This is a genomic window from Levilactobacillus suantsaiihabitans, from assembly GCF_004745505.1.
GTDB classification, from domain to species: Bacteria; Bacillota; Bacilli; order Lactobacillales; family Lactobacillaceae; genus Levilactobacillus; species Levilactobacillus suantsaiihabitans.
The window spans coordinates 33,093-58,073 of record NZ_RKLX01000002.1 but is presented as its reverse complement, the minus strand read 5'-3'; the positions used below and the strand labels follow the sequence as shown (position 1 = coordinate 58,073).

Here is a 24,981-nt window from a genome sequence, read left to right as displayed (position 1 = left end):
CGGGCATTTTACCCGGCAAAGTTTTGTGGACCGAAAAAAGTTTCTGTATTTTTCACAAAATCAGTTCACCGCCAGCCAACCGATAAAACCAGGAATGAAACCGCTTTAGTTGCGGACAATTTTATTAATAAGTTCATATTTTAAAGTTAATTGCCCCTAAAAATCTATTTGATTTAAGTGAACTTTAGGGTACAATGGGCCTTGTAGGAAACAGAAGGGGGTCTTGATTTTGAGTGATACACCAAAGAAACACAAACTCATTGAATATGCCAATGGGCGGTCACTTGAAGAAATTAACGGTACGGTTAGAGTACCAAAGGGGAAAGGGTTCTGGAAAACATTATTCATGTACTCTGGGCCTGGCGCATTAGTTGCGGTCGGTTACATGGATCCAGGTAACTGGTCAACGTCCATCACGGGTGGGCAAAATTTCCAATACTTATTGATGTCGATTATCTTGATTTCAAGTTTGATTGCGATGTTACTGCAATACATGGCAGCTAAACTTGGTATCGTGAGCCAAATGGACTTAGCCCAGGCGATTCGGGCCCGGACCAGTAAGTCACTAGGCATCGTGTTGTGGATCTTAACGGAATTTGCCATTATGGCGACGGATATTGCGGAAGTTATCGGGGCAGCGATTGCCTTGTATTTGCTCTTCCACATTCCGTTGGTGATTGCCGTCTTCATTACGGTTTTAGATGTTCTGCTCTTATTATTATTGACTAAGATTGGATTCCGTAAGATTGAAGCCATTGTGGTTTGCTTGATTTTAGTGATCTTGGCAGTCTTTGCCTACGAAGTTGCCTTATCTAACCCAGACTGGGGCGGCGTCTTCGGTGGCTTGATTCCAAGCGCCAAGACGATTGCCTCCACGCCTAAGATTGGTGGCCAAACGCCAATCAGTGGGGCCTTGGGGATTATCGGGGCCACGGTCATGCCCCACAACTTGTACCTGCATTCAGCGATTTCGCAAACGCGGGAAATTGACCACAACGATGAAGATGATGTGGCACGCACGGTGAAGTTCACCAGCTGGGACTCCAACATTCAATTAACGTTGGCCTTCTTCGTGAACGCCTTACTGTTGATCATGGGGGTTGCCGTCTTCAAGAGTGGGTCCGTTAAAGACCCTTCATTCTTCGGTTTGTTCCAAGCCTTGTCAGATACCAGCACCATGAGTAACGGTGTGTTGGCTGGCGTGGCCCGGACCGGAGTACTGTCCACGCTGTTTGCGGTAGCCTTGTTAGCTTCAGGCCAAAACTCCACGATTACTGGGACTTTGACTGGGCAAGTCATCATGGAAGGCTTCGTGCACATGCGGATGCCGCTGTGGTTACGGCGGTTAGTCACCCGGCTGATCTCTGTGATTCCCGTGCTGATCTGTGTCATGTTGACCAGTGGTAAGAGTGCCATTGACGAACACGAAGCGTTGAATGATTTGATGAACAACTCGCAGGTCTTCTTGGCCTTTGCCTTACCGTTCTCCATGTTACCGTTGTTGATGATGACGGATAGTAAGGTAGAAATGGGCAAGCGGTTCAAGAACTCCATGTGGGTCAAGATTTTAGGTTGGGTCTCTGTCTTAGTCTTGACCTACCTGAACCTGATCAACATGCCGGCTTCCATTCAAGGCTTCTACGGGGATAGCATTACCGCCAGCCAAACGGCGATGGCCAATGGCATTGCCTACGTCTTAGATGCTGCCATCTTGATCTTATTAGCTTGGACGATTATTGAGCTCCACAAGGGAAGCAAGCGGTTGGAAGCACAACTGGCAGCGGACCATGCGGATAGCGCGATCGAAGACGAGGAGGCCTAGTCATGGCAACGACATTTAAACGAATTCTAGTAGGGGTCGATGACTCGGCCGACGCACTGTTGGCATTTGACTATGCCATTCACCAAGCCAAGCGCGACCAGGCGGAACTGATCATCGTGTCCGTCTTGGAACATGACGACATGAACGTGTATCAAGCTTTGGACAGCGACTACGTCCACGGGGAGCGCGACGAGTTGCGTGACCACGTGAAGAGCTACCAAAAGCAAGCCCAAGACGCCGGTGTGACCGACGTTAAACTGGTGATTGCGGAAGGTGAACCAGGGGAAACCATCGTGCGCGATGTGATTCCGCACGTGCAACCGGACCTGTTAGTCATCGGGTCGATTGCCAAAAAAGGCGTTAGCCGATACTTCGGGAGCCAAGCAGCCTACATGGCCAAATACGCCCCCATCTCGGTAATGGTCGTCCGGTAGGTTAGATTGTTAGGGGAAACTCGGTGCCGGTATTCTGACCGCTAAACTAGTGAAACCAGGGCCTGCGTCGGCCAGGGTTCCACCTGCTCTGGGGAACACCTCCAGCCAAAGTACGGGCTTCCGGTTCGCTTTGAAGCCTGGCACAACCCGCCAGTCTCCCAAGTCGCCCCACGCTGTAGGCCGAGAAACAACCTCGGCCAACACCGTCGACACAGCTGGCTCCACCCTGGCCGCCTCCGGCAAGTCGGTACTTATCAAGTAATATTGCTTAGCCACCGGTTGACAATTGCGTGCTACCGAGGGCTAAGCAATATTATTGCCGACCAGTTCCGTAGCCGAGAGTTCGCCAAATATGGGTTCAGCCGCTGAACAGAGTGTGACGACAGGCGGTTAACTGGCGAGCATTAACGGTGCTAGGCGGATAATCCCGGTCTTGGATTATTTGCCTAGCAGTGTTAAGCGGAACCAGTTGCCTGTTGGCGCACGTTTCGGCTATGTGGCGGATATAGACGTGTTCTTCGGCTCAAAGCGAGGCGTCGAGACCGTTCTTTGGCTCGACCCGTCCGCCCCAGCGTTCCAACCCATATTTGGCGAACGGTAGGCGGACAGTTTCTACCATGAAGCGGTCAACAACGAAGCTTATCGCCATGAGACACGTGATAAGATGCCACGGGGAATGCAGTTAGATAGTAAAGTGAGATATGTGAAGTCGCTGGGCCGTGAAACTGCGGTCTGGCGGCTTTTTGCGTGGCTGGATTTTTTTGAGATCAGCCGTGTTGAACTTTTTGAGCCCTTTAGCGACAATGGCCGTGGTGATTGCCTTACACTGATGCTGGTCGGAGAATGCGACCAGAGGAGGGCGAGTCTATGGCTGACGAAAAGAAGCACAAGTTGATCGAATATGCGAATGGCCGGTCGCTAGAAGAAATCAATGGGTCAGTGAAGGTACCGAAAGATATTGGTTTTTGGAAAACGTTGTTTGCGTATTCGGGGCCTGGTGCGTTAGTCGCAGTGGGGTACATGGATCCCGGGAACTGGTCGACGTCGATTACCGGGGGGCAAAACTTCCAGTACCTCTTGATGTCTGTTATCTTGATGTCAAGTTTGATTGCGATGCTGTTGCAGTACATGGCAGCTAAACTTGGCATCGTGAGTCAGATGGATTTGGCCCAAGCGATTCGGGCCCGAACCAGTAAATCGTTGGGCGTGGTTTTGTGGCTCTTGACGGAACTGGCCATCATGGCCACGGATATTGCGGAAGTCATTGGGGCGGCGATTGCGTTATACCTGCTGTTCCGCATTCCGTTGGTCATCGCCGTCTTTATCACGGTCTTTGATGTCTTGTTACTGTTGTTACTGACGAAGGTCGGCTTCCGGAAGATCGAAGCCATCGTGGTCTGCTTGATCATGGTGATCCTGTTCGTCTTCGTTTACCAAGTCGCCTTGTCCGAACCCGATTGGGGCGGCGTGTTCAAGGGCCTGATCCCAACCGGCGAGACTTTCTCGACCAGTCACGCGGTTGCCGGCATGACGCCATTGAACGGGGCCTTAGGCATCATCGGGGCCACGGTCATGCCGCACAATTTGTACCTGCACTCGGCGATTTCGCAAACGCGGGCCGTCGACCACAACGATGAAGAAGACGTGGCGCGGACGGTGAAGTTTGCCGGCCTGGATTCCAACATCCAACTGACCTTTGCCTTCTTCGTCAACGCCTTGCTGTTGATCATGGGGGTTGCGGTGTTCAAGACCGGTGCGGTCAAGGACCCATCGTTCTTCGGGCTGTTCCACGCGCTGTCAGATACCAGCACCATGAGTAACGGTGTACTGGCGGGCGTGGCGCGGACCGGGGTCTTGTCCACGCTGTTTGCGGTGGCCTTACTGGCTTCCGGGCAAAATTCCACGATCACCGGGACGCTGACCGGGCAAGTCATCATGGAAGGCTTCGTGCACATGCGGATGCCACTGTGGTTACGGCGGTTGGTTACCCGGCTGATCTCCGTGATTCCCGTGCTGATCTGTGTCATGTTGACGCGGGGCAAGAGTGCCATTGCGGAACACGAAGCGTTGAATGATTTGATGAACAACTCGCAAGTCTTCTTGGCGTTCGCCCTGCCATTTTCCATGTTGCCGTTGTTGATGATGACGGATAGCAAGCTGGAAATGGGCGCGCGGTTCAAGAACTCTTGGTGGGTCAAGATTCTCGGCTGGTTCTCCGTCATTGCGTTGACGGCGCTGAACCTGGAAGGCATGCCGGGTCAAGTCCAAGCCTTCTTCGGCGATAACGTTACTGGGGACAAATTGGCATTGGCTAACGGCATTGCGTACGGCTTGATTATCATCGTGTTGGCCCTCTTAGCTTGGACGGTCATCGAGTTACACCATGGCAACCAACGGCTAGCGAAGGAACTGGCCACCAAGTCTGAGGAGGCGACGTCCGATGAAAATGATCGCTAAAAAGATCCTCGTCGGGGTCGACGATTCGCCGGATGCCCTGTTGGCCTTTAAGTACGCGATTCATCAAGCTAAACGGGACCAGGCCACGTTGGTCATCGTTTCAATTCTGGAAAGCCAGAACATGAACGTGTATCAAGTGCTGGACACGGATTTCGTGCACGGCGAATACGCCGCCTTGAAGGAACACCTGCGCGATTACCAAAAGCAAGCGCAAGACGCGGGCGTGTCGGACGTGCAGGTCATGGTCAGCGAGGGCGAACCCGGTGAGACCATGGTCAAGGACGTGATTCCCCGGGTTAAACCGGATCTGTTGATCATCGGGTCAATCGCCAAGCAAGGCGTCAGCCGCCATTTCGGCAGCCAGGCCGCCTACATGGCGAAGTACGCGCCGATTTCGGTGCTGGTGGTGCGGTAAGTGACGGTAGTGTGTTAATGAGTCAACAAGTGAGAGTGAGACGAAAGGTGATTAGCCGGCGAGCATTAAGGCTGCTACCCGAATAATCCGGGTCTTGGCTTGTTTGGTTAGCAGTTTTAAGCGGAACCGGCTGCCTTTGGGCGCACGTTTCAGCGATGTAAAGGTAATGAAAACGGGCCTGGGATTTTTTCCGGGCCCGTTTTATTTGGCCAATCGTTGAGTCAGTAAGGCAGGGTAACTATCGAAACTAGTGCTTAGCGTTGCAAGCCCCAAGCCGTCTCGCCATAATGAAAGCGAGGAATCGTGAGCGGGTGGCCGCTCAATTTGCGAGTAAGGTTAGGGGGCGTCGTGATGAGCGATGACAAAGGATGTATTTACACCGTGGTCTTGCATGCCGAAGCGGGGCGGTATTGCGTGACCATTCCAGAAATCGGTCTCACTTGGGGAACGACAGCGGAAGCGGCCTTGGCAATGGCGGCTAAATTGATAGACACGCAATACCGGGTGAGCGCGAACGTCCCCGAGCCGCGGTCGTTTGCGGAAGTGACCGCACCCGCGGGTGATACCAAGATCAGCCTGCAGGTTGGCGGACCGGTGGAACAACGACCAACGTCGAAGAAGCGGTCGCCGTGGTGGAGACGATTAAGCAGACTGGGGAAACGGCGGTTGGCCATTTCGTCAAAGGACGAATGACTTTCACGTCGATGCCTGAGGACCGCTAATTAATTGGAGACGAAAAATCACGAGAGTGGGACAAAAGGCGATTAGCCGGCGAGCATTAAGGCTGATAACCGAATAATCCCGGGCTTGGATTGTTTGGTTATCAGGTTTAAGCGGAACCGGCTGCCTTTTGGCGCACGTTTCAGCTACGTAAAGGTAAATCGAAAGGAGCCTGGGAGGTGCCCCAGGCTCTTTACTTAACTGAAACGTGTGCCCAAAGGGAGTCTCGATTCCGCTCACGGCTGCGGGTCTATATAACTGGTGAGGTGAGCGGCAAGTCATTATCAAAATCTGCTAGTTTCAGGCAGCGTTTCATCATATACTAGAAGATACGGAGGATGATACCCATGTCGGTTAATTACACCAATCGTGGCGAGTACCGCACTTATAAATTATTAAAAGAATTAAGCAATAAATATCCAGAAGATAAATTTCATATATTTGCCAATTTATATCTAGATTCAGATGACAGTCGGTTTCCCAACCGGCAAGTCGATCACCTGGTGATTTGTCGTAAGGGCATCTTCATGATTGAGACCAAATATTGGACGGGGACGGTCTACCATGATGTGCGGCTACGGGATCTGCTAAAAATGGTTGGTGGCAACGAAGCGGGTAAGACCCTGTTATCGCGGCTGTTACCGCAAGAGGTCATGAACCAAGGCAACCAGAGTTTTACGATGTGCATTAAGAGTCCAGAAAATGTTCAGGTATATACCGGGGATGAAAATCCGATTCGGCAGGTGGAACTGTCCGGGTTGAGCCTGAACAGTTTGATTCAAGATAAGTTAAACGAGTTAGGGATCAAGCCCTACATTCACGAATTTGTCTTTTATAACTATGTCAGTCGGGCGGCAGACGACCAGGTCGTGGACCCCAACGGCGTGTTGAATCGTCCCTACAGCAATAATTACGACGACTGGGGCGAGGGCTTCACCAAGCCACAACACTTCCGGGAGTTCTACGACGCCGTCCACGAGCGACTGCCCCGGCAGTTGGAACTCAGAGACGACCAGGTCGATGCGATTGCCCGGCTGATCCACCGGACGATTTTGTTTGATTAGCGGGTTACCCAAAATTGGTGAAACCAGATGCCTGCGTCAGCCAGGGTTCCGCCTGCTCTGGGGAACACCTCCAGCCTGAGAAGCGGTCTTCCGGTTCGCTTGAAAGCCTGACAAAACCGGCCAGTCTCTCAAGTCGTCCCGCGCTGTAGGCTGAGACAAAACCTCAGCCAACACCGCCGACACAGCTGGCTCCACCCTGGCTGCCTCCGGCAAGTTGATGCCTATCAGCAACACTGTGTTAATGATAGACTAGTCGTCAATGAGGTTACCATCTAGGGTTAAGATGAGTGTTACTGGCAAGCACTATCTTGGCGAACGGTAGGCGACCAGTTTGTATTACGTGACTGTAAACGACTATTTTGACGCCAGGAGTTTCATGCTAACAGTAGTTCCAGTTGATTTTCACTTTTAACCTTTAGTTTTAGACACAAAACAGGCTTCAACTCACGTAAAAATGAGTTGAAGCCTGTTTATTTTAAGTTGTCGTTAGTAATTGTCACCATTCATGATGGAACTCTTCACAATCACGTAGTCCACGGTCCGAATGTCCAGCAGATTCCGGCCACCGGCGTAGGAGATTGAGGATTGCAAGTCTTCTTGCATGGCGTTTAACGTGTTGGCGATGTCGCCGCGGTAAGGGACCAGCATTTGCTTGCCCTCAACGTTACGGTAGGCGCCCTTTTGCTTCTCGGAGGCAGAACCCCAGTATTGCTTGAAGGTCCGCCCGTCGATGGTCAATTTGTTACCAGGAGATTGTTCGTGGCCCGCTAACATGGAGCCAATCATGACCATGCTGGCGCCGAAGCGAACGGACTTGGCGATGTCACCGTTGTAGCGAATCCCACCGTCCGCGATGATCGGCTTGCGAGCGGCCTTGGCGCAGAGACGTACGGCGGCCAGTTGCCAACCCCCGGTCCCAAAACCGGTCTTGAGCTTGGTGATGCAGGCCTTACCCGGGCCAATGCCGACCTTGGTGGCGTCCGCACCGGCGTTTTCCAGTTCCCGCACGGCTTCAGGCGTACCGACGTTACCGGCGATTACAAAGCTGTCTGGTAACTTGGTCTTGATCTGCTTGATCATCTGAATGACCGCGTCGCTGTGGCCGTGGGCGATGTCGATGGTAATGTATTCCGGCACCAATTTTGCGGCAGCCAGTTCGTCGATGAAGGCGTGTTCGTCCGGTTTGACACCCACACTAATGGAAGCAAACAGCGATTTTTCGTGCATGCGTTCGATGAAACCGCGCCGTTCTTCCGGATGGAAGCGGTGCATGACGTAGAAATAGTCGTTTTGCGCTAACCAGACGGCGAGCGGTTCGTTGATGACCGTTTCCATGTTAGCAGGCACGACCGGAATTTTAAAGCGGTGGGGGCCAAATGCGATGCTGGTATCGGCCTCACTGCGGCTGTCGATGATACATTTATTGGGAACGAGTTGAATATCTTCGTAATCAAATACTTCTGCGGGATGCATGAGCAGTCACTCCTTGTTCGTGGGGTTAGGCGTTCCAGACGTCACGTAAGATGTTCGTCTGTTCGCGGTCTGGGCCGACGGACAACGTGGCAATATCCACACCGACCAGTTCGGCTAAGCGTTTAACGTAATTTTGGGCGTTGACAGGCAGTTCAGCGACCGAGTGGCAACCGGTGATGTCTTCTGTCCAACCGGGCAGTTCATCATAGATTGGTTGGCAGGCGTCCAGGTCGACCAGGCTAGCAGGGTAATGGTAAATGGTTTCCCCGTTCAGCGCGTAGGCCTTGCAAATCTTGACGGTCTTTAAGCCGGTCAACACGTCCAAGCAGTTCAGCGATAAGCTGGTCAAACCGGAAACGCGCTTGGCGTGGCGTAACACGACGCTGTCGAACCAACCGATCCGCCGGGGCCGCTTGGTAACGGTGCCGTATTCGTGGCCCGTTTCGCGAATCGTGTCGCCAATTTCATCGAAGAGTTCCGTTGGGAAGGGACCATCACCCACACGAGAGGTGTAGGCCTTGCAGACCCCAACCACGTGGTCAATCTTAGTGGGACCTACCCCAGCACCGATGGTCACGCCACCAGCCACGGGGTTCGAGGAGGTGACAAACGGATAAGTGCCGTGGTCAATATCCAACATGACGCCTTGCGCGCCTTCGAAGAGGACGTTCTTGCCGGCATCGATGGCATCGTTGATGACCACCGACGTGTCGGTCACGTGTTGCTTGATCTGTTGGCCTAGGGCATAGTATTCGTTGAAAATCGTGTCGAAGTCTAATGGTTCAACACCGTAAAGTTTGGTTAAAACATTGTTCTTTTCAATTAAGTTCTGGCGTAATTTGTCCGCAAAGATATCATGATCCAATAAATCGGCAATGCGAATCCCGATTCGTTCGGCTTTATCCATGTAAGCCGGGCCGATACCCTTGTTGGTGGTACCAATCTTGTTTTCCTTGGCCTTTTCTTGGGCTTGGTCCAACAAGATGTGGTAGGGCAGGATGACGTGTGCCCGGTCGGAAATCCGTAAATTATCCGTCGAAACGCCGTTGTCATGAAGATAAGTTAACTCTTCAATCAAAGACTTCGGGTTGACCACGACACCGTTGCCAATCACGCTCAATTTATCGGCGTAGAAGATCCCCGAAGGAATCAGGCGCAACTTGAACGTTTGACCATTGAAGACGATGGTGTGGCCGGCATTGTCACCACCTTGGTAGCGGGCAATGACATCAGCCTTCTCACTCAGAAAATCCGTGATCTTTCCTTTACCTTCATCGCCCCATTGACTACCAACTACTACTGTTGATGACATTGCAAACACCTCATCGTTATTTTTTACCGGGCCGAACACCCAGCAAAAATTATTGTATCAAGTTCGTAATTGAATTGCAAGTGAAAAGCGAACAATTATTTAAATATCCTGTATAAAAGTTCTTTTAATTATGGGTAGAAACTAATTAATAATGGATATAACGGTGAAATGTCTGGTAAAACTAGGATGTTCTATGCTAAAATAGATAGCAGAGCAAGAAACGAATTTTAAAAATAATGTTCGGATTTTACCTATTACTGAGGAGGAAACTTGATGTTAGAACGCTACACCCGACCAGAAATGGGCCAGATTTGGTCCCTGGAAAATCAGTATCAGTCTTGGCTTGCCGTTGAAGTGGCAATTGACGAAGCCTGGGCGAAATTAGGTGAGGTCCCCGTGGCAGATGCCCAGAAAATTCGGGAAAACGCCACGTTTGACGTCGACCGCATCGCCGAGATTGAAGCCGTGACGCACCACGATATGGTGGCCTTCACCCGCAACGTCTCGGAATCTCTGGGGGCCGAACGCAAGTGGATCCACTTTGGCGTCACCAGTACCGATGTCGTGGATACGGCGCAGGGGTACCGGCTGAAGCAGGCCAACGTGGTGATTCGGCAGAGCTTGGTGGCGTTGATTGCCACGCTCAAGGACCTGGCCTTAAAGTATAAGGAAACAGTCATGATTGGCCGGACGCACGGGGTGCAAGCCGAACCGACCACCTTTGGGTTGAAATTAGCGCGCTTCTACGCCGAAATGCAACGGAACCTGGAACGCTTCGACCGGGCCGCCGCTGGGGTGGAGACCGGGAAGATCAGTGGCGCAGTTGGTACCTTTGCCAATGTGCCGCCCGAGGTAGAAGCCTTCGTCTGCGACCAATTGGGCATCAGTGCGCAACCAATCGCCAGTCAGGTGTTGCCGCGAGACCTGCACGCCGACTACATTGCGACGCTGGCCTTGATTGGCACGGGCGTGGAAAACATTGCCACGGAGATCCGGAGCCTTCAGCGCTCGGAGATTCATGAGGTCGAAGAACATTTCAATCCCGGGCAAAAGGGCTCGTCGGCGATGCCGCACAAGCGTAACCCCATCGGCTCGGAAAACGTAACTGGCCTGGCCCGCGTCTTACGGGGCACCATGGTCACGGCCTACGAAAATGTCAGCCTCTGGCACGAACGCGATATTTCCCATTCATCGGCGGAACGGATGATTTTGCCAGAAAGCACGACATTGTTGGACTACATGCTTCACCGCATTAACCGGATCCTCACCAATTTGGACGTATTCCCGGAAACCATGAAGGCCAACATGGGGCGCACTTACGGCTTGATCTACAGTCAACGACTCTTATTGAAGCTGATTGAGACCGGTTTGAGTCGTGAAGCTGCCTACGATTTGGTCCAACCACTGACGGCACAGGCTTGGGACCAACAGACCCAGTTCCGGCCATTGGTGGAAGCCAATGCGGAAATTACGGCCCGGTTAACGCCGGCGCAGATTGACGACGCGTTTGATTATCACTATCACTTACGCCGCGTGGACTTTATTTTTAAACGTCTAGGTTTGGACTAACACGCGAAAACTTGGGGGGAATGAACAATGGAAAAGGTGTATTCACCAGCTGATGCGCAGCGAAATCTCCAGCGTTTATTGCAAGAGGTCAAAGATGGTAAGGCAGTCCGCATTGAGGATCAAACCACGGATGCGATTTTGGTGAGTGAGCAACAGTGGGCAGCGGTGCAAAAACAATTGGCTGCGGCCGCCCAACACCAAACGGTCCAACAGCGCGAGGACCTGTATAAGGCTTGGCGCTGGCTGTAGAGCGTGCGGGTAAGTAAAGGGGTTCTAAAATGGCAGATTATCGTGCAACACCTGCGGACGAAACCCTGTTGAAATTGTTGCGACAGGTGAACGCGAGTCATGAGCCGATGCACATTCAAGCGAACCGGAAGACCGCTCCTCAGGCTGGAGGTGTTCCCCAGAGCAGGCGTCTGGTTTCACCAATTTCAAATGTCAAAACACCGTCGTTACGACAATTAGCGCGCTAATTTCAACTTTCAGCCCAAAACAAAAAGTTCGGCGTCACTCTCGGGGAAGAGCGATGCCGAACTTTTTTTCATGAGGAGTACATTCACATTAGGGGGTGTAAATGTATTTTAGAGGAGTGGCTAGGCTTGAGGGAACCTAACCATGGGGATGATTCTCTTAGGGGGAGAGAATCAAAAGGGATTGGAATAGAATTTAGTAGTAATCGGTATTGGCTAATTACTATGGTTATTACTATACCCGGAGTTTGTGAATAGAATCGGGGCAAAGTCATGATGACTTTTTGATTAATTGGTAAAGAAAAACTAAAATGTGAAGGAATTGCGATAACCGGCCAAATGCCGTTAAGTTAGGCTTAAGGTTCACTCGCCGTCGAAGTACGTTTGGAGAAATTCCGTCACATGTTGCTGGTAACGGGCCGGGTTGATCCAAAAACTTTCGGCGTGCGACGCATTTTTCACAATCCACAATTGCTTGGGGGCATGGGTGGCCGCGTAATTTTCGTAGGCCATCCCCACCGGCACGTACACGTCCTTTTCCCCGTGAATGAAGAGAATGGGCCGCTTGTTTTTCTGCAACTGTTCCGTGGCGGTCACGTCGCCCAGATAATAGCCCAATCGGCGCTTGGAAATGGTGCTGACCAGTGGTTCGATGGGGTACTTGGGCAGGTGGAATTGGCGCTTCAACAGGTAGGTCAGCTCGGCCTCAATGCTGGAGTAGCCACAGTCGGCGATGATGGCCTTGACCTGGTCCGGCAACGTTTCCCCGGAGAGCATTTCCATCGTTGCGCCCCCCATGCTGACGCCGAACAGAAGGATCTTGACGTCGTTGTCCGCCCGGTCGATGACCTGTTGGATCCATTGTAAGTAGTCGAGGCGATCGAGCCAACCAAAGCTGATGTACTTGCCGGCGCTTTCGCCGTGGCCCCGGTCGTCCGGAAGCAAGACATTGAAGCCGAGGCGGTGATACATTTGGGCAAAGTTGGCCATGGTCTCGCCGTTGCCCTTGTAGCCGTGTGAAATGATGACGGTCTGGCGGCTGGGCGTTTCGGCGGGGATGTATTCGGCCACCATGCGGTTTTGCGGGTCGTGTTCGTGCAGATACCATTTTTCCTTGGGAATCTGCTGGTACCAGTCCACGTAGGCGTAATAGGCATCGGCGTATTTCTGCTTGTCCGCGGAGGTCTCCGGGACGTAGTTGACGCGCTTGAAGGCGAAATTAAAAAGGTGTTCGCTGGCGGCCAGTGAGGTCAGGGCGATTCCCGCCAGTGGCAAGGCCCAGGTCAGTGTTTTTTTCTTCATTCTTATCCAGTCCTTTCCAGTTAAAAAACCAGACTACCCGTAAAGCGGTTAGCCTGGTAAGGAGTTCTAGTCCAAATAGAGTTTGCGTAAATTGGTTAAGTCGGTGTGCGACAAGTCCAAGACGTCGTGCAAGTAATCCTGCACCCCGCCGTACTGGGTGTTGATGACCTTGGTTGCGGCGGCGAGATAATCGGGATTGACGGTCGATAGCGCCCGGATGTTGGTGACAAACGCCTCCGAGTGACCGCTTTGTCGGGCCTGCTCGCTTTGCTTATCCACCAGCGGCATCACGTTGGCGTTGGTCAACAGGTAATCCTGCTGAATGGTTTGGGGGTCAACGTTTAGGGCATTCAAGGTCAAAAACGCGCCCATCCCGGTCCGGTCCTTGCCGGCGGTACAGTGGAACAGCACGGATTTTTCCGTTTGTTCGTTGGTCAACAGCGTCGCGAAGAAGTCGTGGTAGGCGGCTTGGGCGCTGGGCAACGTCACCATTTTGCGGTAAACGTCGAGCATGTGCTGGTAGCCGGCCTGATCATTGCTGTTGAAGCGTTGTTCCAATTCTTCTTGGGTGGCGGAGGCGTCAGTCTCGTCGCCTTCAGGGAAGACCGGGAGAAAATGATACTTGACCCCGGCAGGAACCTTGTCGGGCGCTTGCTGGCGTTCGGCATTGGAACGGAAGTCAACGTCTGCCACGACCCCGTAGTCTTGCAGTAACGTCTGGTCATCCGGGGTAAGCCGTGCCAACCCGTCCGTCCGCAGTAACTTGTGCCACTTGACGGTGTGTCCGTCAACGGTTGAATAGCCACCTAGTTCCCGGAAATTCCAGCCGCCAGTCACGTTTAGTTTTCGGTTATTTGTCATTGGCTTTTTGCCACCCTTTCATCGCAATCGTTACGTCTTCTATTCTAACGGTTTTGGGGAAAATTACCTAGTAATTCACTCTAAGGGAGGCGTTTTTTCCCGAAACGCTGTATACTGGCAATATAAGTCGAGAGAATTTGATGAAGGCAAAAAGATAGGGTGATAGTCGTGAGTTTGCGTGGGAAATGGTTACTCTTCAAGACCCAGCATAGTCAGCTCAAACAGCAGATTCAACAAGCATTTTTACAGCCCAGTCGGCAAAACCGGGCCGTGGTGCCCGAGAAGTTTCCGGCTACCATCGTGACGAAGGAACGGCAAGTCTTTGGTGGGCGTATTTTAACGGCGGCTTCGGGCGCACCGTTGCGGCAACACGTATTGTTGTTTCACGGTGGGGCCTACACGATGCAGGGCATCGACAGCCACCGGGAATTGATGGAAACGCTGATCCAGCAGGCCAATCTGCGGGTCTCGTACGTCGATTATCCGCTGGTGCCGGAAGCCACGGTCGATGAAACCGTGATTTTCGCCATGAACGCCTATGATTACTTGCTGGCGCAGTATCCGGATGACCAGTTCTTCTTGATGGGCGATTCCGCGGGCGGCGGGCTGGCGTTAACGCTGCTGCAACAGCTGAAGATCCACCAAAAGCCATTGCCGGCGGGGTCCGTGTTGATCTCACCGTGGGCGGACCTGAGCATGATGAATCCCGATTTAAAGGCCGCCGCAAAAAATGACCCGTATTTGACGCTGGCGACCTTAAAGAAGATCGGTTTCGATTATGCCGGCGACCATCCGGTGACCGATCCGCTGGTCAGCCCCATTTACGGCGATTTTGACGACCTGGGGCCAATCCTGTTGTATTATGGCACCAACGAACTACTGGCAGCCGATGACCAACGGCTGGTCCAAAAGCTAGCAGAAGCCAGCGGCACCCCGTACAAGGCCCGCGAGGTCAAGTCGATGCTGCATGATTACATCTTATGGGGCAAGCTCCCCGAGACCAAACGGACGTTGAAGGAAATTAAGCAGTTTATCTTGACCCAAAATATCGAATCGTAAGTGATTGTGGGAGATGAGGCAGTGTGGCCTGGTCTCCTTTTTGGTTTGCCTTGGGGTGGACGGGAGCAGTCTGAGGTCTTATCCAATCGGATGAACGGACTATGATAATTGACGAGTGGTTTGAGCGATGGTCGTTGACAATCACTACCGTAGCCGATAGTTCGCCAAATATGAGTTCAGCTGTGGGAGTTTACTTAGCGGCGGGGGCCTTGCCGCTTAGAAAACTGACAAATCGGAGACGTGGGCTGTCGGCTTCGATTTGAGGGCCAAGACCGTCCTTTGGCTTGGCCCGGCGCCCTCAGCGTTCCAACTCATATTTGGCGAACGGCAAGGCGACCGGTGCGGACTAGTTTGGCGCCTTTGAGACGTGGGTTTCGGCTCAAAGCGAGGTGCCGAGACCGCTTCTCAGGCTCGGCCCGTCCGCCCACAGCGAACCAGCTCATCTTTCGCGCAACGGCAGGCGGCCAGTCAAACACCAACGTAGACTGTGTTTAGCCACATCGCCGAAATTGCCCGACCGTTTACCCTAAGAACTACCATAACTACGGTCCGGTCCAACCATCCGTAACGGCAACCGCGTGATTGGCCACCCCTCCGTTAGCGGGCGCTTGATTCGGCCATTTAGTTATGTTGCTTAACGGAAGAATTGGGGCCACCGTTTGCCGAGACGACAGCGTATAATAATGCTAAATGGAGGGGATGTCCTATGAAGATTCGTTTTCTCGTGGCCGGCCTGATTGTGGGGCTGGGGGGCTTTGGTGGTCTGCAAGCCACCGCGGCCACTACCAGCACGGTCGCCACGCCGTATCGTGAAGGCCAACTGGCCGGATTAACCAATGTCAAACAAGTCTCATCTAGCAAGACGGTGACTTTAGATTTGGTCTTGAACACCCGGAATTCAGCGAAATTGACCCAGACCGCCTACGCCGTCAACACGGCGGGCAATCGGCAGTTCAAGTCCTACCTAACACCCAAACAGTTCCGCCAGAAGTTCGGTCAGTCCACGACCACAACCAAGCGGTTAGCCAAATATTTTAAAGCACATAAGTTTAAAGTAACGACCTTTAATGATGGCCTAATCATGCAGATCAAGGGGAGTGCCAGTGCGGTCGACAAGACCTTTGCCACCAAATTAAAGACGGCGCGCTACCACGGCACCAAGATTCAGTATTCCAAGAAGACGCCGAAGCTGCCGAAGAACGTGGCCAAGCCCATCAAGGCCGTGGTCGGGATCACGAACTTAGTCAAGCTGTCCAGTCTCGCGGACACGGCCAGCACCACGACGGACGGTCCCACCAGCAGTGGTGCACCGCAAAACTTCTTGAAGCAATATAACGCCACCGGCCTGACCAGTGGCAATAACGGTAGCGGGCAAACCATTGGCATCATCAGCTTTAGCAAGGTCAACAAGTCAGACATCACCCATTTCTGGTCCGCTGAAGGCGTGCCCGCTTCGGCCAATCGCATCAGTGTCAAGTCAACGGGTGGCATGAATATTTGGGGCAATGTCGATCCCGGCAATGCCGAAACGTCGCTGGACGTGGAACAGGCTGGGGCCTTAGCGCCCAAGGCCAAGATTCGCGTTTACACGGCTTCGTTGAGCGATGTTGGTTGGCTCAATGCCTTTGCGACCGCGTTTGGTGAAAATAAAGCCAGCACGTTGTCGTTGAGCTGGGGCTTGTCGGAAGGCGTGCTGCAAAGCCTCAATCAATATCACGTCTTGACCCCGCTATACGGCAGCATCATGAACACGTTGCTGGCACAAGGAGCCGTGCAAGGTGTCTCCACGTTTGCGGCCAGTGGTGACACCGGTGCTTACGGCGAAGAATTGGCTAAAAATGGGGATGTCGATGAGGGCATCTACGCCAATTTCCCCGCCAACAACCCGTGGGTCACGGCGACCGGGGGGACCACGTTGCCGGTTGAAGGTACGTTGGCCGATGGCGCCGAGGTCAAGATTACCAAGGAACGGACCTGGGGTGGCGACGCCTTATTTGACGCCTACGCCCAAGACCGGGCCTTCTTCCAAAAGAATTCTGATCTGATGAGCATGCTGCAGAGTGGTAGTGGCGGCGGAATTTCCACGCTGTATGCGACGCCACAATACCAAAAGGGCGTTTCCGGGGTGAACACCTACAACGCACGGCAGTATCTGAATAGCGACGGCCTGCCCCAGCTGAATGCCAGCCTGATCACGGGCAAGGCCAGTGGGCGGAATTATCCGGATGTCGTGGCCGATGCCGACCCGTTGACCGGTTATGACGACTACAACAGTAGCGACGGCTGGAGCACGGTCGGTGGGACCAGCGTGGTTGCGCCACAGTTTGCCGCCATGGCCGCCGTCATCAACAGTGACCGCAGCAAGCGCATGGGGCTGTGGAACCCGCAACTGTACGCGTTAGCCCAGACCAGTCAATCGCCGTTTACCAAATTGGATTCTGACACGAACAACGGCAATCTCTACTACGTTGGCCAACCCGGCAAGACTTACAATCAAGCCGCCGGACTGGGGACCGTGGACTTTGACCAGTTGGCCAAGGTCTTTAAGTAAAGACGTTATCGGCTGTGTATTGACTCCGAACGTCACCTAAAAAAGCAGTAGCCCGACTTCTCAGTCAGTGCTACTGCTTTTGTTGTGGTTAAAAATCGGTGTTACTTAACCACGCGCACCAAGTGCTTATTAGCGGTGATGTAGCCGCCCGCCACGTGGTACCGGAGGGTGTCGCGCTTATTGAAGTTGTTAGCGTTTGAGTAGGCCCAGCCGGTGACCTTGAGCGTCGTGTGCTTGGCGATGTGGCGATTCTTTCGGGTCAGGTTCGCCGTGGTGTAACGGTTGATGGCATGCTTGGTTTTGATTTGCTTCGGCATTTGGACCTTGCCGGCTTGGACCAGTTGCTTGTTGGCCGTGACGTAGCGGCCGTTAGTCAAGACGAAACGGGTCGTCAGGTTGTGGCGCACGATGCGCTTGACCTTCAGAACCTGGCCTTGCCGGTAGTGCGCCCGTTTCTGGGTGAGATTTTGTTTGGCATAGCCATTGACTCCGGCCGGATTGATGACCGTGATCTTGGCGTGCTTCTTGGCGTAGTAAACCGGTGCGGTGTAGGCCCGTTTGGTCGTGACGTAGCCGGTCTTGCCAGCCGTCTTACTGTGGTGGTTGACGTCCTTGACGTGGTAGCGCTTGACGCCGTTCTTGGACTTGGCGTAGCCGGTGACCACAAACATGGGCCGGTTCGTCCGCGACTTCTTGGCGTACCAGCGTTTTACCTGTTTCTTACTAAAGGTAGCCGTGCGGTAGAGACCGATTTTCTTGGTGGCGTAGATCACGGTTCCCTTAGGTGCAACCGGGTCGACGGTGGCGGCAGCGCTCCCAGTTTGTAGGGCCGGCTTGGCGTAAACGTAGGTCACCGTCTGGGCGTCACTGGTAAAGGTCCCCGTGGCGTTGGCGGGCGTTTTCGTCAGCGTGTAGTTGGGGATGTCCAGAGCGTCACTGTGGTAGCTCGCGCCCAGTTCGCCGGTCAACAGTTGGTCCGGTGCCAGCGTTTTTCCTTGTTCATCGACGTAGCGGACCGTTACCGGTTGTGCTTTTGCAGGCGTCGGAGTGGGGGTCGGCGTTGGCGTGACCTCGGCTGGTAGGCCGGTGCTGATGAAGGTGAATTCAGAGAGAACAATACCTTTCAGCTTGTAGGAACCGTCGGGAAGCTTCGTGGTAAAATCAATCAGCGGCGTTAACATCAACTTCTTTTGTTCATTGACACTTTCAGCTAGATTAATCTTGAGAAATTCCTCCGGTGATAGATCGGCTAATGCGGAAAAATTCGTGGTTAAGTTCTTATACGCGGGATCGAAGACACTTGTGATCAATTTTTGGAAAAACTCATCCGAGAAGTCTGTTGGATCGTAGAGCGTAATGACAGCATCAGGGGCATTCAGTTGCTTGAGATCGGGGATGACCGTATTTTGATAGTATTGTGACATAGCTGCTTGATCCATGATCCCTGCGCTGTGGGCCACAGACATCATAGCTTCCCAAAGAGTCATGTAGATTGATATTACCATGTTATTGGCGGAAGAATCCGCAGTGGTATCAGATGATTCAATGCCGGCTTCATCAAGCATGTTGGCAATATAGGATTTTTGTAAATTAAAATTGGGCAAATTTTCAGCCATTAGCAGCATTTGCTGGCGAATCGAATCCATGGTATCGGCATCGTTTTCGGGATGACTAGCTTGCAATTTTTGCATGTAGTCATCGTCTTTGAGTTGGTCAACCGTTAAACTCTCCGGCCAGCCCGTTAGCGTTGACAAGCGTTTGATGCCGCTAGTCGTACTGAAGTAAGCGTACGGTGTTTCGACCGCACTGATTTTGATAGCGCTTTCACCCTTGGCCTGTTTCGTCGTCGTGACAGTATCTGTCGTTGTATCTGCTTGTGCCAGTGCTGGCGCTGCGAGGCCGGTCAATAAAATTACCGTTAATCCGGCCGTCATCAGTTTGCTAATTACCCTAGTCATTTAGCACACCCCTTTTACTTTTAGTCCTCTAATTAGCTGTAGTATAGCATAATTATTGTTGTAAAAGCTACCCTAAATGGTATGATAACGGGATTTATCAATTTTCATTAATAGAGTGATAATTGAAAAAATGCCGTTTACACAGATTTTAAAAAGTGACCCCATGACAAGACGGTTTCAACCAGAAATGGTTACGCCAGAAAGTTTATTGAGCCAAAAAACTGGCGCTAAGCCGGTCTGACAAGGGTTGTCACCGACGGTAGTTGTCGGCGATTTCGTTCAGGGGGCGTTGGATGACGCCAGATTTAGACACAAAAACAGCGACTAGCTCCTGAAAACATGGAGCCACTCGCTGTGGTAATTGCTCATTAAATTTTAAACGTCGACGTGGTGTTTTAACCGCGGAAAGACGTGATAGTCGGCCCAGCCCATGACGATGCCCTGGGTGACCAAGGCCCAAATCGTCCCAAAACCAATGGCGTGCAGCTCACCGGTGAAGAGATAAGACAGGATGATGATCAACAGCGGCGGCGCGTAACTGGCCCACTGGGCGATGATGGCGGAGCCGCGGAGGTATTTGAACCGCAGGATGTACGCCAGGTCATCGTTGGGGTGCATGATGATGTTGCACCGGTTGTAAATGGACACGGCAAAGGCAACGCCGAACAAGCCAATGATATCGACGATGACGCGGCCGGTTAGGGACAGTTGTCCCACCCCTAGCCAGTTCCAGAAATAGCCGATCCATTCGACCAGGTAACTGAAGGGGATGATGTACAGCAGGTTGGAGACGAACCGGCGCCGGTCGAATTGCCCCAGTAACAGTTGGTTCAACAGCGTAATGACGATGCCGTAGATAAACAGCGTCGTTCCTAGGGGTACGTGAATCCAGTTGGCCAGGTTCACGGACGACCCGGTCCACACGGCACTCCCCAGGTTGGTGGAGATGGTTAAGGCGTTGGCCGCCGAGTTCAGGACGATGGAGAAGCCTAAAAAACGCATCCGTTGCCCAAAGTCCTTCATTTTCGCCACGACCACACACCTCCTAGTTTTCTGTCACAAACTCTAGTGTAATGGAAGTGCCGGCCAATGAAAAGGCCCTTTACCAACTTTTTACATGCGGTTCGCCGCACGGTCGACGAAATTTTGGAAAATCTGGCGCGATTCGGCGTGGTGCTTGTACATGTTTTCCGGATGCCACTGGACACCCAGAATCTGATCATCGGCCTTGGATTCGAGCGCTTCAATGACCTGGTCGTCGGCACTGGCGGTCACCCGCAGACTGGGGGCGACGTCTTTGATGGCCTGGTGGTGGCGCGAATTGACGTAGGGGCGCTTGCCGGTCAGGGTGGCCAGCGTGCTGTCGGGCACGACCGTAACGTGGTGGCTAGGCTGATTGCCCATAGCGGCCTGGCTGTGTTTGAGCTGGGCCAGCGGATCTTCGCTCAGGTCTTGGTACAGCGTGCCGCCCAAGCCCACGTTAATCAGCTGCAGGCCGCGGCAAATGCCCAAGATGGCCTTGTTGGCGGCGACGGCCTGTTTTAACAGTTCGATTTCAAATAAATCCCGCTTGCGGTAGGTCTTGCCGAGTCGCATGTGGGGTTCCTCGCCAAAGAAGGTCGGATCCACGTCGGCCCCGCCGAGAAAGGCGACCCCATCGAATAGGGGTAGGTAGTCGGCCACGTCTTCCGGGTCGATGCTGGGTAAAATAATGGGTAGGCCGCCGGTTTTGACAATGGCTTCGACGGCCGGTCGCGGGGCAAAAGCCGCGTTTCTTTCGTTGATGATATTAGTGGCCTCGTCGAGTGTATCGGCGGGCAAAGCAATGCGAGGACGCATGGCGTCGCTTCCTTTCCCAAGTGTTTGTTGACCAGTATACCCATTTTAAAGGAAATTTGTCACCAGAACTGACGGAACTTGTAACGAAATAGTTAACAAATTTTCTAAATAACTTTACAATGAGGAAGTAGACTAAATTTAAGCGAGGTAAACATGATGACAGAACGGCAGTTGATTCAAGAAATTTTGAATTCCGAAGCGATTGAGTATCGTTTTGAAAACGTCGATGAGGATTCAAAGGAATACACGCTTTTATTGAAACGGCAAGACAAAGACGTGCGCGCCGTCGAGACAATCAACGATGAAATCAAGAAGTACTTCCAAAGCGCGAACTTCGATTACAAAGAGGAGCTGCACCCAGAAGGCACGGATGAAGATATCCGCTTGGTCATCAAGCGCAACAATGGTGCTAAATAAAGAGAAGCGTTAAGGGCTAGTCACGTATCGCGCGCGGCTAGCTTTTTTGACGGGTGGATAGGGGGAGTGCCTGCAGCTGACAGGGGCTCTGCCTGTTCTGGGGAACGCCTCCAGCCTGAGGGGCGGTCTGCCGGCTCGCTTCCAAGCCTCGCGCGAACGGCCAGGCGGCCAGCACGGACCGTGTCGCCCTAAACAATTTAACCATAAACAAGGAGGACACGCATGACGATTGAAGAACTGTACCACCGCATGGCCGCAGAAATGGGGCCGCAACCTTGGCTGAAACCGGGGACACCGTGGGCGGAGACACCCGTGGAGATCATGCTGGGCGCCATCTTGGTCCAAAACACCAACTGGCGCAACGTGGAGCCTTCACTGATCAATTTGAAACGCGTCACGGGCTTTGACCCGGTCAAATTGCGGGCACTGACGCCGACAACCATCACGCCACTGATTCGCTCCAGCGGTTTTTACAATCGCAAGGGTCCCGCCATTTTGGCGCTGGCCACCTGGTTGGGGCAGGCCAATGATGATTTGGCCGCGCTCAAGCAACGTTCCGGCAGTAGTCTGCGCGCGGATCTCATGGCCATTACCGGTATCGGCAACGAAACGGCCGACTACATCTTGATGTACACGCTGGACCACGGCACCTTCATGGTCGATACCTACGCGCGCCGCCTGTTTGCCTGGCTCGGTGCGACCATGCCCAAGACATACCCGGCTTTTCAAAAACAAGTCCTGCGCCAGTTTCCATTGGGCCTAGCCGATTGCCAAGAGTTCCACGCGCTGATCGACGAATTCGGCAAGCAAGTCAAAGACGACGCCGACTTTGCGCAGTCATTTTTGGCGGGGCAACGGTTGGTGGTGTAAAGCTGCCTGCTTCGATTTGATAGCCAAGACCGGCCCTCAGCGTGTCGACTCATAGTTGGCGAACGGCAAGGCGGCCAGTTTCATCAATTTCAAAAACGAGCGGCTGATTTCTTAAGAAAGTTTCAAACGCACCCGGCGCCGGGACAAACTCTGGCATTTTTCACAAGGGTCGTGCTATGATTAATGCAATTGAGTTGGAACCGCTTACTGTAACGCTAATTTTGGAGGGAGTTTTACATATGGCATTGAAGAAGCCGGAAAACTATCTGTTAGCCATTGACCAAGGGACCAGTAGCACGCGGGCACTGATCTTTGATCACACGGGGCGTAAGGTCATTGAGGGGTACAAGGAAGTGCCACAGTACTATCCGCATCCCGGTTGGGTCGAATCCGACGCCAACGAGATCTGGAACAGCGTGCTGTCGGTGATTGCTAGCGCCCTGATCGACGCGTCGATTCACCCGGAAAACATTCAGGCCATCGGTATCAGTAGCCAACGGGAAACCACCATCGTGTGGGACAAGGTCACCGGCGAACCCATTTACCATGCCATTGGTTGGCAAAGTCAACAGACGGCCAGCCTCGCCAAGGAATTGGTCGCGGCCGGTCGGGCGGAAACGATTAAGGAAAAGACTGGACTGGTGGTCGACGCTTACTTCAGTGCCACCAAGGTACGCTGGATCTTAGACCACGTGCCCGGTGCCCAGGAACGCGCCGAAAAGGGCGAGCTGTTATTTGGGACGGTCGACAGTTGGCTGGCGTGGAAATTGTCGGGCGGCAACATTCATGTGACCGACTACAGTAACGCCAGCCGGACCATGTTATTTAATATCCACACGCTCCAGTGGGATACGGACATTTTAAAATGGCTCAACATCCCGGCCGCCATGTTGCCAGAGGTCAAATCGAGTTCTGAGGTCTACGGCGTGACGCAGAATTTCCAATTCTATGGCGTCGAAGTGCCAATTGCGGGCATCGTCGGGGACCAATCCGCCGCACTGCTAGGGCAGTTGGCGTTGGAACCCGGGACCGTCAAGAACACGTACGGTGACGGGGCCTTCGTCATGATGAATACCGGCCACGAGCCGCAATTGTCCAAACACAACCTGTTGACGACGATTGCCTATCAGCTGGACGGTCAGGTGACCTATGCGCTTGAAGGGTCCATCCTGGTGGCTGGTACCGCGCTGGCGTGGCTGCACGAGAGCATGAAGATCATCAGCAGTGTGCCGGAGTCGCGGCAGGCGGCCATGGCCTCGACCGATGAGGATGAAGTCTACGTGGTACCCGCCTTCAACGGCTTGGGTGCGCCGTACTGGGATCCCGACGCCAAGGGGGCCGTCTTTGGCCTGACGCGGGGAACTGACCGCAACGACTTCGTGAAGGCGACGTTACAGTCGATTGCCTACCAAACGCGCGACGTCTTGCGGACCATGAAGCAAGACACCGGCATCGACATCCCTGAATTAATGGCCGATGGCGGGGCGTCGCGGAACCGCTATTTGATGCAGTTCCAAGCGGACATCCTCAATATTCCCGTGCAACGGGCGGCCGATGAGGAAACTACCGCCATGGGGGCCGCCATCGCGGCGGGTCTGGCCGTAGGCTTCTGGCAAAGCCTGGACGAGATCAAGGAAATCCGCAATGCCGGCCGCGTCTTCACGCCGGACATGGCCGAAGACCGCCGTAACCACCTGTACGCCGGTTGGCAACAGGCCGTTGCCGCCACGCGGGCGTTTAAACCGAATCAAGACTAATTAAATGAGACGTAAAGAAGTCCCAGCCACCGGTAATTGATGGTTGGGACTTTTGTGTGGTTAAGTGCTGAAGATTGAAAGACGAAAATCAACTGAAACTATTGTTGTCATGCGACTTATGACATTAGGATTAGTTGCTGACCGCGTCATAACGGGAACTGGCCGCCTTACCGTTCGCCAAATATGGGTTGGAACGCTGGGGCGGACGGGTCAAGCCAAAGGACGGTCTCGACGCCTCGCTTTGAGCCGAAGTTCACGTCTCAAAGACGCCAGTTCCCTAAGCGGCAAGAACCACGCCGCTAAGGGAACTCCCACGGCTGAACCCATATTTGGCGAACTCTCGGCTAAGGTAGTACTTGCCAGCAACGATCGTCTTAACCCCAGATAGTAGCTACAGTGACAACTAGTCTTTAATTAACAAGTGTTACTGACAGCCGTCAACTTTGCCGGAGGCAGCCAGGGTGGAGCCAGCTGTGTCGGCTGAGGTTTTGTCTCAGCCTACAGCGCGGGACGACTTGAGAGACTGGCGAGTTTTGCCAGGCTTTCAAGCGAACCGGAAGACCGCTCCTCAGGCTGGAGGTGTTCCCCAGAGCAGGTGGAACCCTGGCTGACGCAGGCGCCTGGTTTC

At 53.1% G+C, this 24,981-nt stretch carries 21 protein-coding genes; 14 read left to right on the top strand and 7 right to left on the bottom strand.

Features of this window, described 5'->3' with window-relative positions:
• Positions 1-229: 229 nt before the first annotated feature.
• The 6 genes from EGT51_RS01895 (at position 230) to EGT51_RS01870 (ending at position 6,912) form a co-directional block, all read left to right on the top strand.
• Positions 230-1,822 (top strand): Nramp family divalent metal transporter, encoded by a 1,593-nt coding sequence (locus EGT51_RS01895; RefSeq protein ID WP_135367117.1) that lies wholly within the window; start codon positions 230-232, stop codon positions 1,820-1,822.
• A 2-nt stretch (positions 1,823-1,824) separates the two neighbouring features.
• A complete protein-coding gene (locus EGT51_RS01890; protein ID WP_135367116.1) occupies positions 1,825-2,256 on the top strand; it encodes a universal stress protein in 432 nt (143 codons plus the stop codon).
• Positions 2,257-3,123: 867 nt separating this feature from the next.
• On the top strand, positions 3,124-4,713 hold the full coding sequence (locus EGT51_RS01885) for an Nramp family divalent metal transporter (RefSeq protein ID WP_135367115.1): 1,590 nt from the start codon (positions 3,124-3,126) through the stop codon (positions 4,711-4,713).
• Positions 4,697-5,128 (top strand): universal stress protein, encoded by a 432-nt coding sequence (locus EGT51_RS01880; RefSeq protein ID WP_404819912.1) that lies wholly within the window; start codon positions 4,697-4,699, stop codon positions 5,126-5,128. Before EGT51_RS01885 ends, EGT51_RS01880 begins: the two co-directional genes overlap by 17 nt.
• Before the next feature lie 351 nt (positions 5,129-5,479).
• A complete protein-coding gene (locus EGT51_RS01875; RefSeq protein ID WP_135367114.1) occupies positions 5,480-5,821 on the top strand; it encodes a hypothetical protein in 342 nt (113 codons plus the stop codon).
• 374 nt (positions 5,822-6,195) lie between these two features.
• Positions 6,196-6,912 (top strand): nuclease-related domain-containing protein, encoded by a 717-nt coding sequence (locus EGT51_RS01870; protein WP_167850119.1) that lies wholly within the window; start codon positions 6,196-6,198, stop codon positions 6,910-6,912.
• A gap of 486 nt (positions 6,913-7,398) precedes the next feature.
• On the opposite strand, the gene EGT51_RS01865 is transcribed toward EGT51_RS01870, so the two are convergent.
• A complete protein-coding gene (locus EGT51_RS01865) occupies positions 7,399-8,385 on the bottom strand; it encodes a GMP reductase (protein ID WP_135367112.1) in 987 nt (328 codons plus the stop codon).
• Positions 8,386-8,410: 25 nt separating this feature from the next.
• Positions 8,411-9,697 carry an adenylosuccinate synthase gene (locus EGT51_RS01860; protein ID WP_135367111.1) on the bottom strand — a complete coding sequence of 429 codons (1,287 nt, stop codon included), beginning with the start codon at positions 9,695-9,697 and terminating at the stop codon, positions 8,411-8,413.
• A gap of 273 nt (positions 9,698-9,970) precedes the next feature.
• Between EGT51_RS01860 and purB the strand changes: the two genes are divergently transcribed.
• The 3 genes from purB to EGT51_RS01845 are packed head-to-tail and all read left to right on the top strand — an operon-like array spanning position 9,971 to position 11,742.
• A complete protein-coding gene (gene purB / locus EGT51_RS01855; RefSeq protein WP_135367110.1) occupies positions 9,971-11,266 on the top strand; it encodes an adenylosuccinate lyase in 1,296 nt (431 codons plus the stop codon).
• 27 nt (positions 11,267-11,293) lie between these two features.
• Entirely contained in the window at positions 11,294-11,515 is a 222-nt protein-coding gene (locus tag EGT51_RS01850) for a hypothetical protein (protein ID WP_135367109.1), read from the top strand.
• Positions 11,516-11,544: 29 nt separating this feature from the next.
• Entirely contained in the window at positions 11,545-11,742 is a 198-nt protein-coding gene (locus EGT51_RS01845) for a hypothetical protein (protein WP_135367108.1), read from the top strand.
• Positions 11,743-12,102: 360 nt separating this feature from the next.
• On the opposite strand, the gene EGT51_RS01840 is transcribed toward EGT51_RS01845, so the two are convergent.
• Positions 12,103-13,041 (bottom strand): alpha/beta hydrolase, encoded by a 939-nt coding sequence (locus EGT51_RS01840; RefSeq protein ID WP_135367107.1) that lies wholly within the window; start codon positions 13,039-13,041, stop codon positions 12,103-12,105.
• Positions 13,042-13,107: 66 nt separating this feature from the next.
• A complete protein-coding gene (locus tag EGT51_RS01835) occupies positions 13,108-13,902 on the bottom strand; it encodes a tyrosine-protein phosphatase (RefSeq protein WP_135367106.1) in 795 nt (264 codons plus the stop codon).
• A 168-nt stretch (positions 13,903-14,070) separates the two neighbouring features.
• On the opposite strand from EGT51_RS01835, the gene EGT51_RS01830 reads away from it, so the two are divergent.
• Complete coding sequence (locus tag EGT51_RS01830; RefSeq protein WP_135367105.1) at positions 14,071-14,961, top strand: alpha/beta hydrolase; 891 nt, start codon at positions 14,071-14,073, stop codon at positions 14,959-14,961.
• Between the two features lie 706 nt (positions 14,962-15,667).
• On the top strand, positions 15,668-17,512 hold the full coding sequence (locus EGT51_RS01825; RefSeq protein WP_135367104.1) for a S53 family peptidase: 1,845 nt from the start codon (positions 15,668-15,670) through the stop codon (positions 17,510-17,512).
• A gap of 101 nt (positions 17,513-17,613) precedes the next feature.
• On the opposite strand, the gene EGT51_RS01820 is transcribed toward EGT51_RS01825, so the two are convergent.
• The 3 genes from EGT51_RS01820 to EGT51_RS01810 all read right to left on the bottom strand — a co-directional run bounded on the left by EGT51_RS01820 (position 17,614) and on the right by EGT51_RS01810 (position 21,309).
• Positions 17,614-19,470, bottom strand: coding sequence for a DUF5776 domain-containing protein (locus EGT51_RS01820; protein ID WP_135367103.1), 1,857 nt, complete (start codon positions 19,468-19,470; stop codon positions 17,614-17,616).
• Between the two features lie 375 nt (positions 19,471-19,845).
• Positions 19,846-20,502 carry a YczE/YyaS/YitT family protein gene (locus EGT51_RS01815; protein ID WP_135367102.1) on the bottom strand — a complete coding sequence of 219 codons (657 nt, stop codon included), beginning with the start codon at positions 20,500-20,502 and terminating at the stop codon, positions 19,846-19,848.
• 81 nt (positions 20,503-20,583) lie between these two features.
• On the bottom strand, positions 20,584-21,309 hold the full coding sequence (locus EGT51_RS01810) for a gamma-glutamyl-gamma-aminobutyrate hydrolase family protein (protein WP_135367101.1): 726 nt from the start codon (positions 21,307-21,309) through the stop codon (positions 20,584-20,586).
• Positions 21,310-21,465: 156 nt separating this feature from the next.
• On the opposite strand from EGT51_RS01810, the gene EGT51_RS01805 reads away from it, so the two are divergent.
• From EGT51_RS01805 to glpK, 3 genes are all read left to right on the top strand, one after another.
• Complete coding sequence (locus EGT51_RS01805) at positions 21,466-21,726, top strand: hypothetical protein (RefSeq protein WP_135367100.1); 261 nt, start codon at positions 21,466-21,468, stop codon at positions 21,724-21,726.
• A gap of 222 nt (positions 21,727-21,948) precedes the next feature.
• Positions 21,949-22,596, top strand: a complete 648-nt coding sequence (locus EGT51_RS01800; protein ID WP_135367099.1) for an endonuclease III domain-containing protein — start codon at positions 21,949-21,951, stop codon at positions 22,594-22,596.
• A gap of 239 nt (positions 22,597-22,835) precedes the next feature.
• Positions 22,836-24,353, top strand: a complete 1,518-nt coding sequence (gene glpK / locus EGT51_RS01795; RefSeq protein WP_135367098.1) for a glycerol kinase GlpK — start codon at positions 22,836-22,838, stop codon at positions 24,351-24,353.
• Positions 24,354-24,981: the final 628 nt, after the last annotated feature.

Coding starts and splice junctions, on each gene's coding strand:
- EGT51_RS01890 (WP_135367116.1), top strand. CDS start 1,825: ATGGCAACGACATTTAAACGAATTCTAGTAGGGGTCGATGACTCGGCC.
- EGT51_RS01885 (WP_135367115.1), top strand. CDS start 3,124: ATGGCTGACGAAAAGAAGCACAAGTTGATCGAATATGCGAATGGCCGG.
- EGT51_RS01880 (WP_404819912.1), top strand. CDS start 4,697: ATGAAAATGATCGCTAAAAAGATCCTCGTCGGGGTCGACGATTCGCCG.
- EGT51_RS01875 (WP_135367114.1), top strand. CDS start 5,480: ATGAGCGATGACAAAGGATGTATTTACACCGTGGTCTTGCATGCCGAA.
- EGT51_RS01870 (WP_167850119.1), top strand. CDS start 6,196: ATGTCGGTTAATTACACCAATCGTGGCGAGTACCGCACTTATAAATTA.
- EGT51_RS01865 (WP_135367112.1), bottom strand. CDS start 8,385: ATGCATCCCGCAGAAGTATTTGATTACGAAGATATTCAACTCGTTCCC.
- EGT51_RS01860 (WP_135367111.1), bottom strand. CDS start 9,697: ATGTCATCAACAGTAGTAGTTGGTAGTCAATGGGGCGATGAAGGTAAA.
- purB (WP_135367110.1), top strand. CDS start 9,971: ATGTTAGAACGCTACACCCGACCAGAAATGGGCCAGATTTGGTCCCTG.
- EGT51_RS01850 (WP_135367109.1), top strand. CDS start 11,294: ATGGAAAAGGTGTATTCACCAGCTGATGCGCAGCGAAATCTCCAGCGT.
- EGT51_RS01845 (WP_135367108.1), top strand. CDS start 11,545: ATGGCAGATTATCGTGCAACACCTGCGGACGAAACCCTGTTGAAATTG.
- EGT51_RS01840 (WP_135367107.1), bottom strand. CDS start 13,041: ATGAAGAAAAAAACACTGACCTGGGCCTTGCCACTGGCGGGAATCGCC.
- EGT51_RS01835 (WP_135367106.1), bottom strand. CDS start 13,902: ATGACAAATAACCGAAAACTAAACGTGACTGGCGGCTGGAATTTCCGG.
- EGT51_RS01825 (WP_135367104.1), top strand. CDS start 15,668: ATGAAGATTCGTTTTCTCGTGGCCGGCCTGATTGTGGGGCTGGGGGGC.
- EGT51_RS01820 (WP_135367103.1), bottom strand. CDS start 19,470: ATGACTAGGGTAATTAGCAAACTGATGACGGCCGGATTAACGGTAATT.
- EGT51_RS01810 (WP_135367101.1), bottom strand. CDS start 21,309: ATGCGTCCTCGCATTGCTTTGCCCGCCGATACACTCGACGAGGCCACT.
- EGT51_RS01805 (WP_135367100.1), top strand. CDS start 21,466: ATGACAGAACGGCAGTTGATTCAAGAAATTTTGAATTCCGAAGCGATT.
- EGT51_RS01800 (WP_135367099.1), top strand. CDS start 21,949: ATGACGATTGAAGAACTGTACCACCGCATGGCCGCAGAAATGGGGCCG.
- glpK (WP_135367098.1), top strand. CDS start 22,836: ATGGCATTGAAGAAGCCGGAAAACTATCTGTTAGCCATTGACCAAGGG.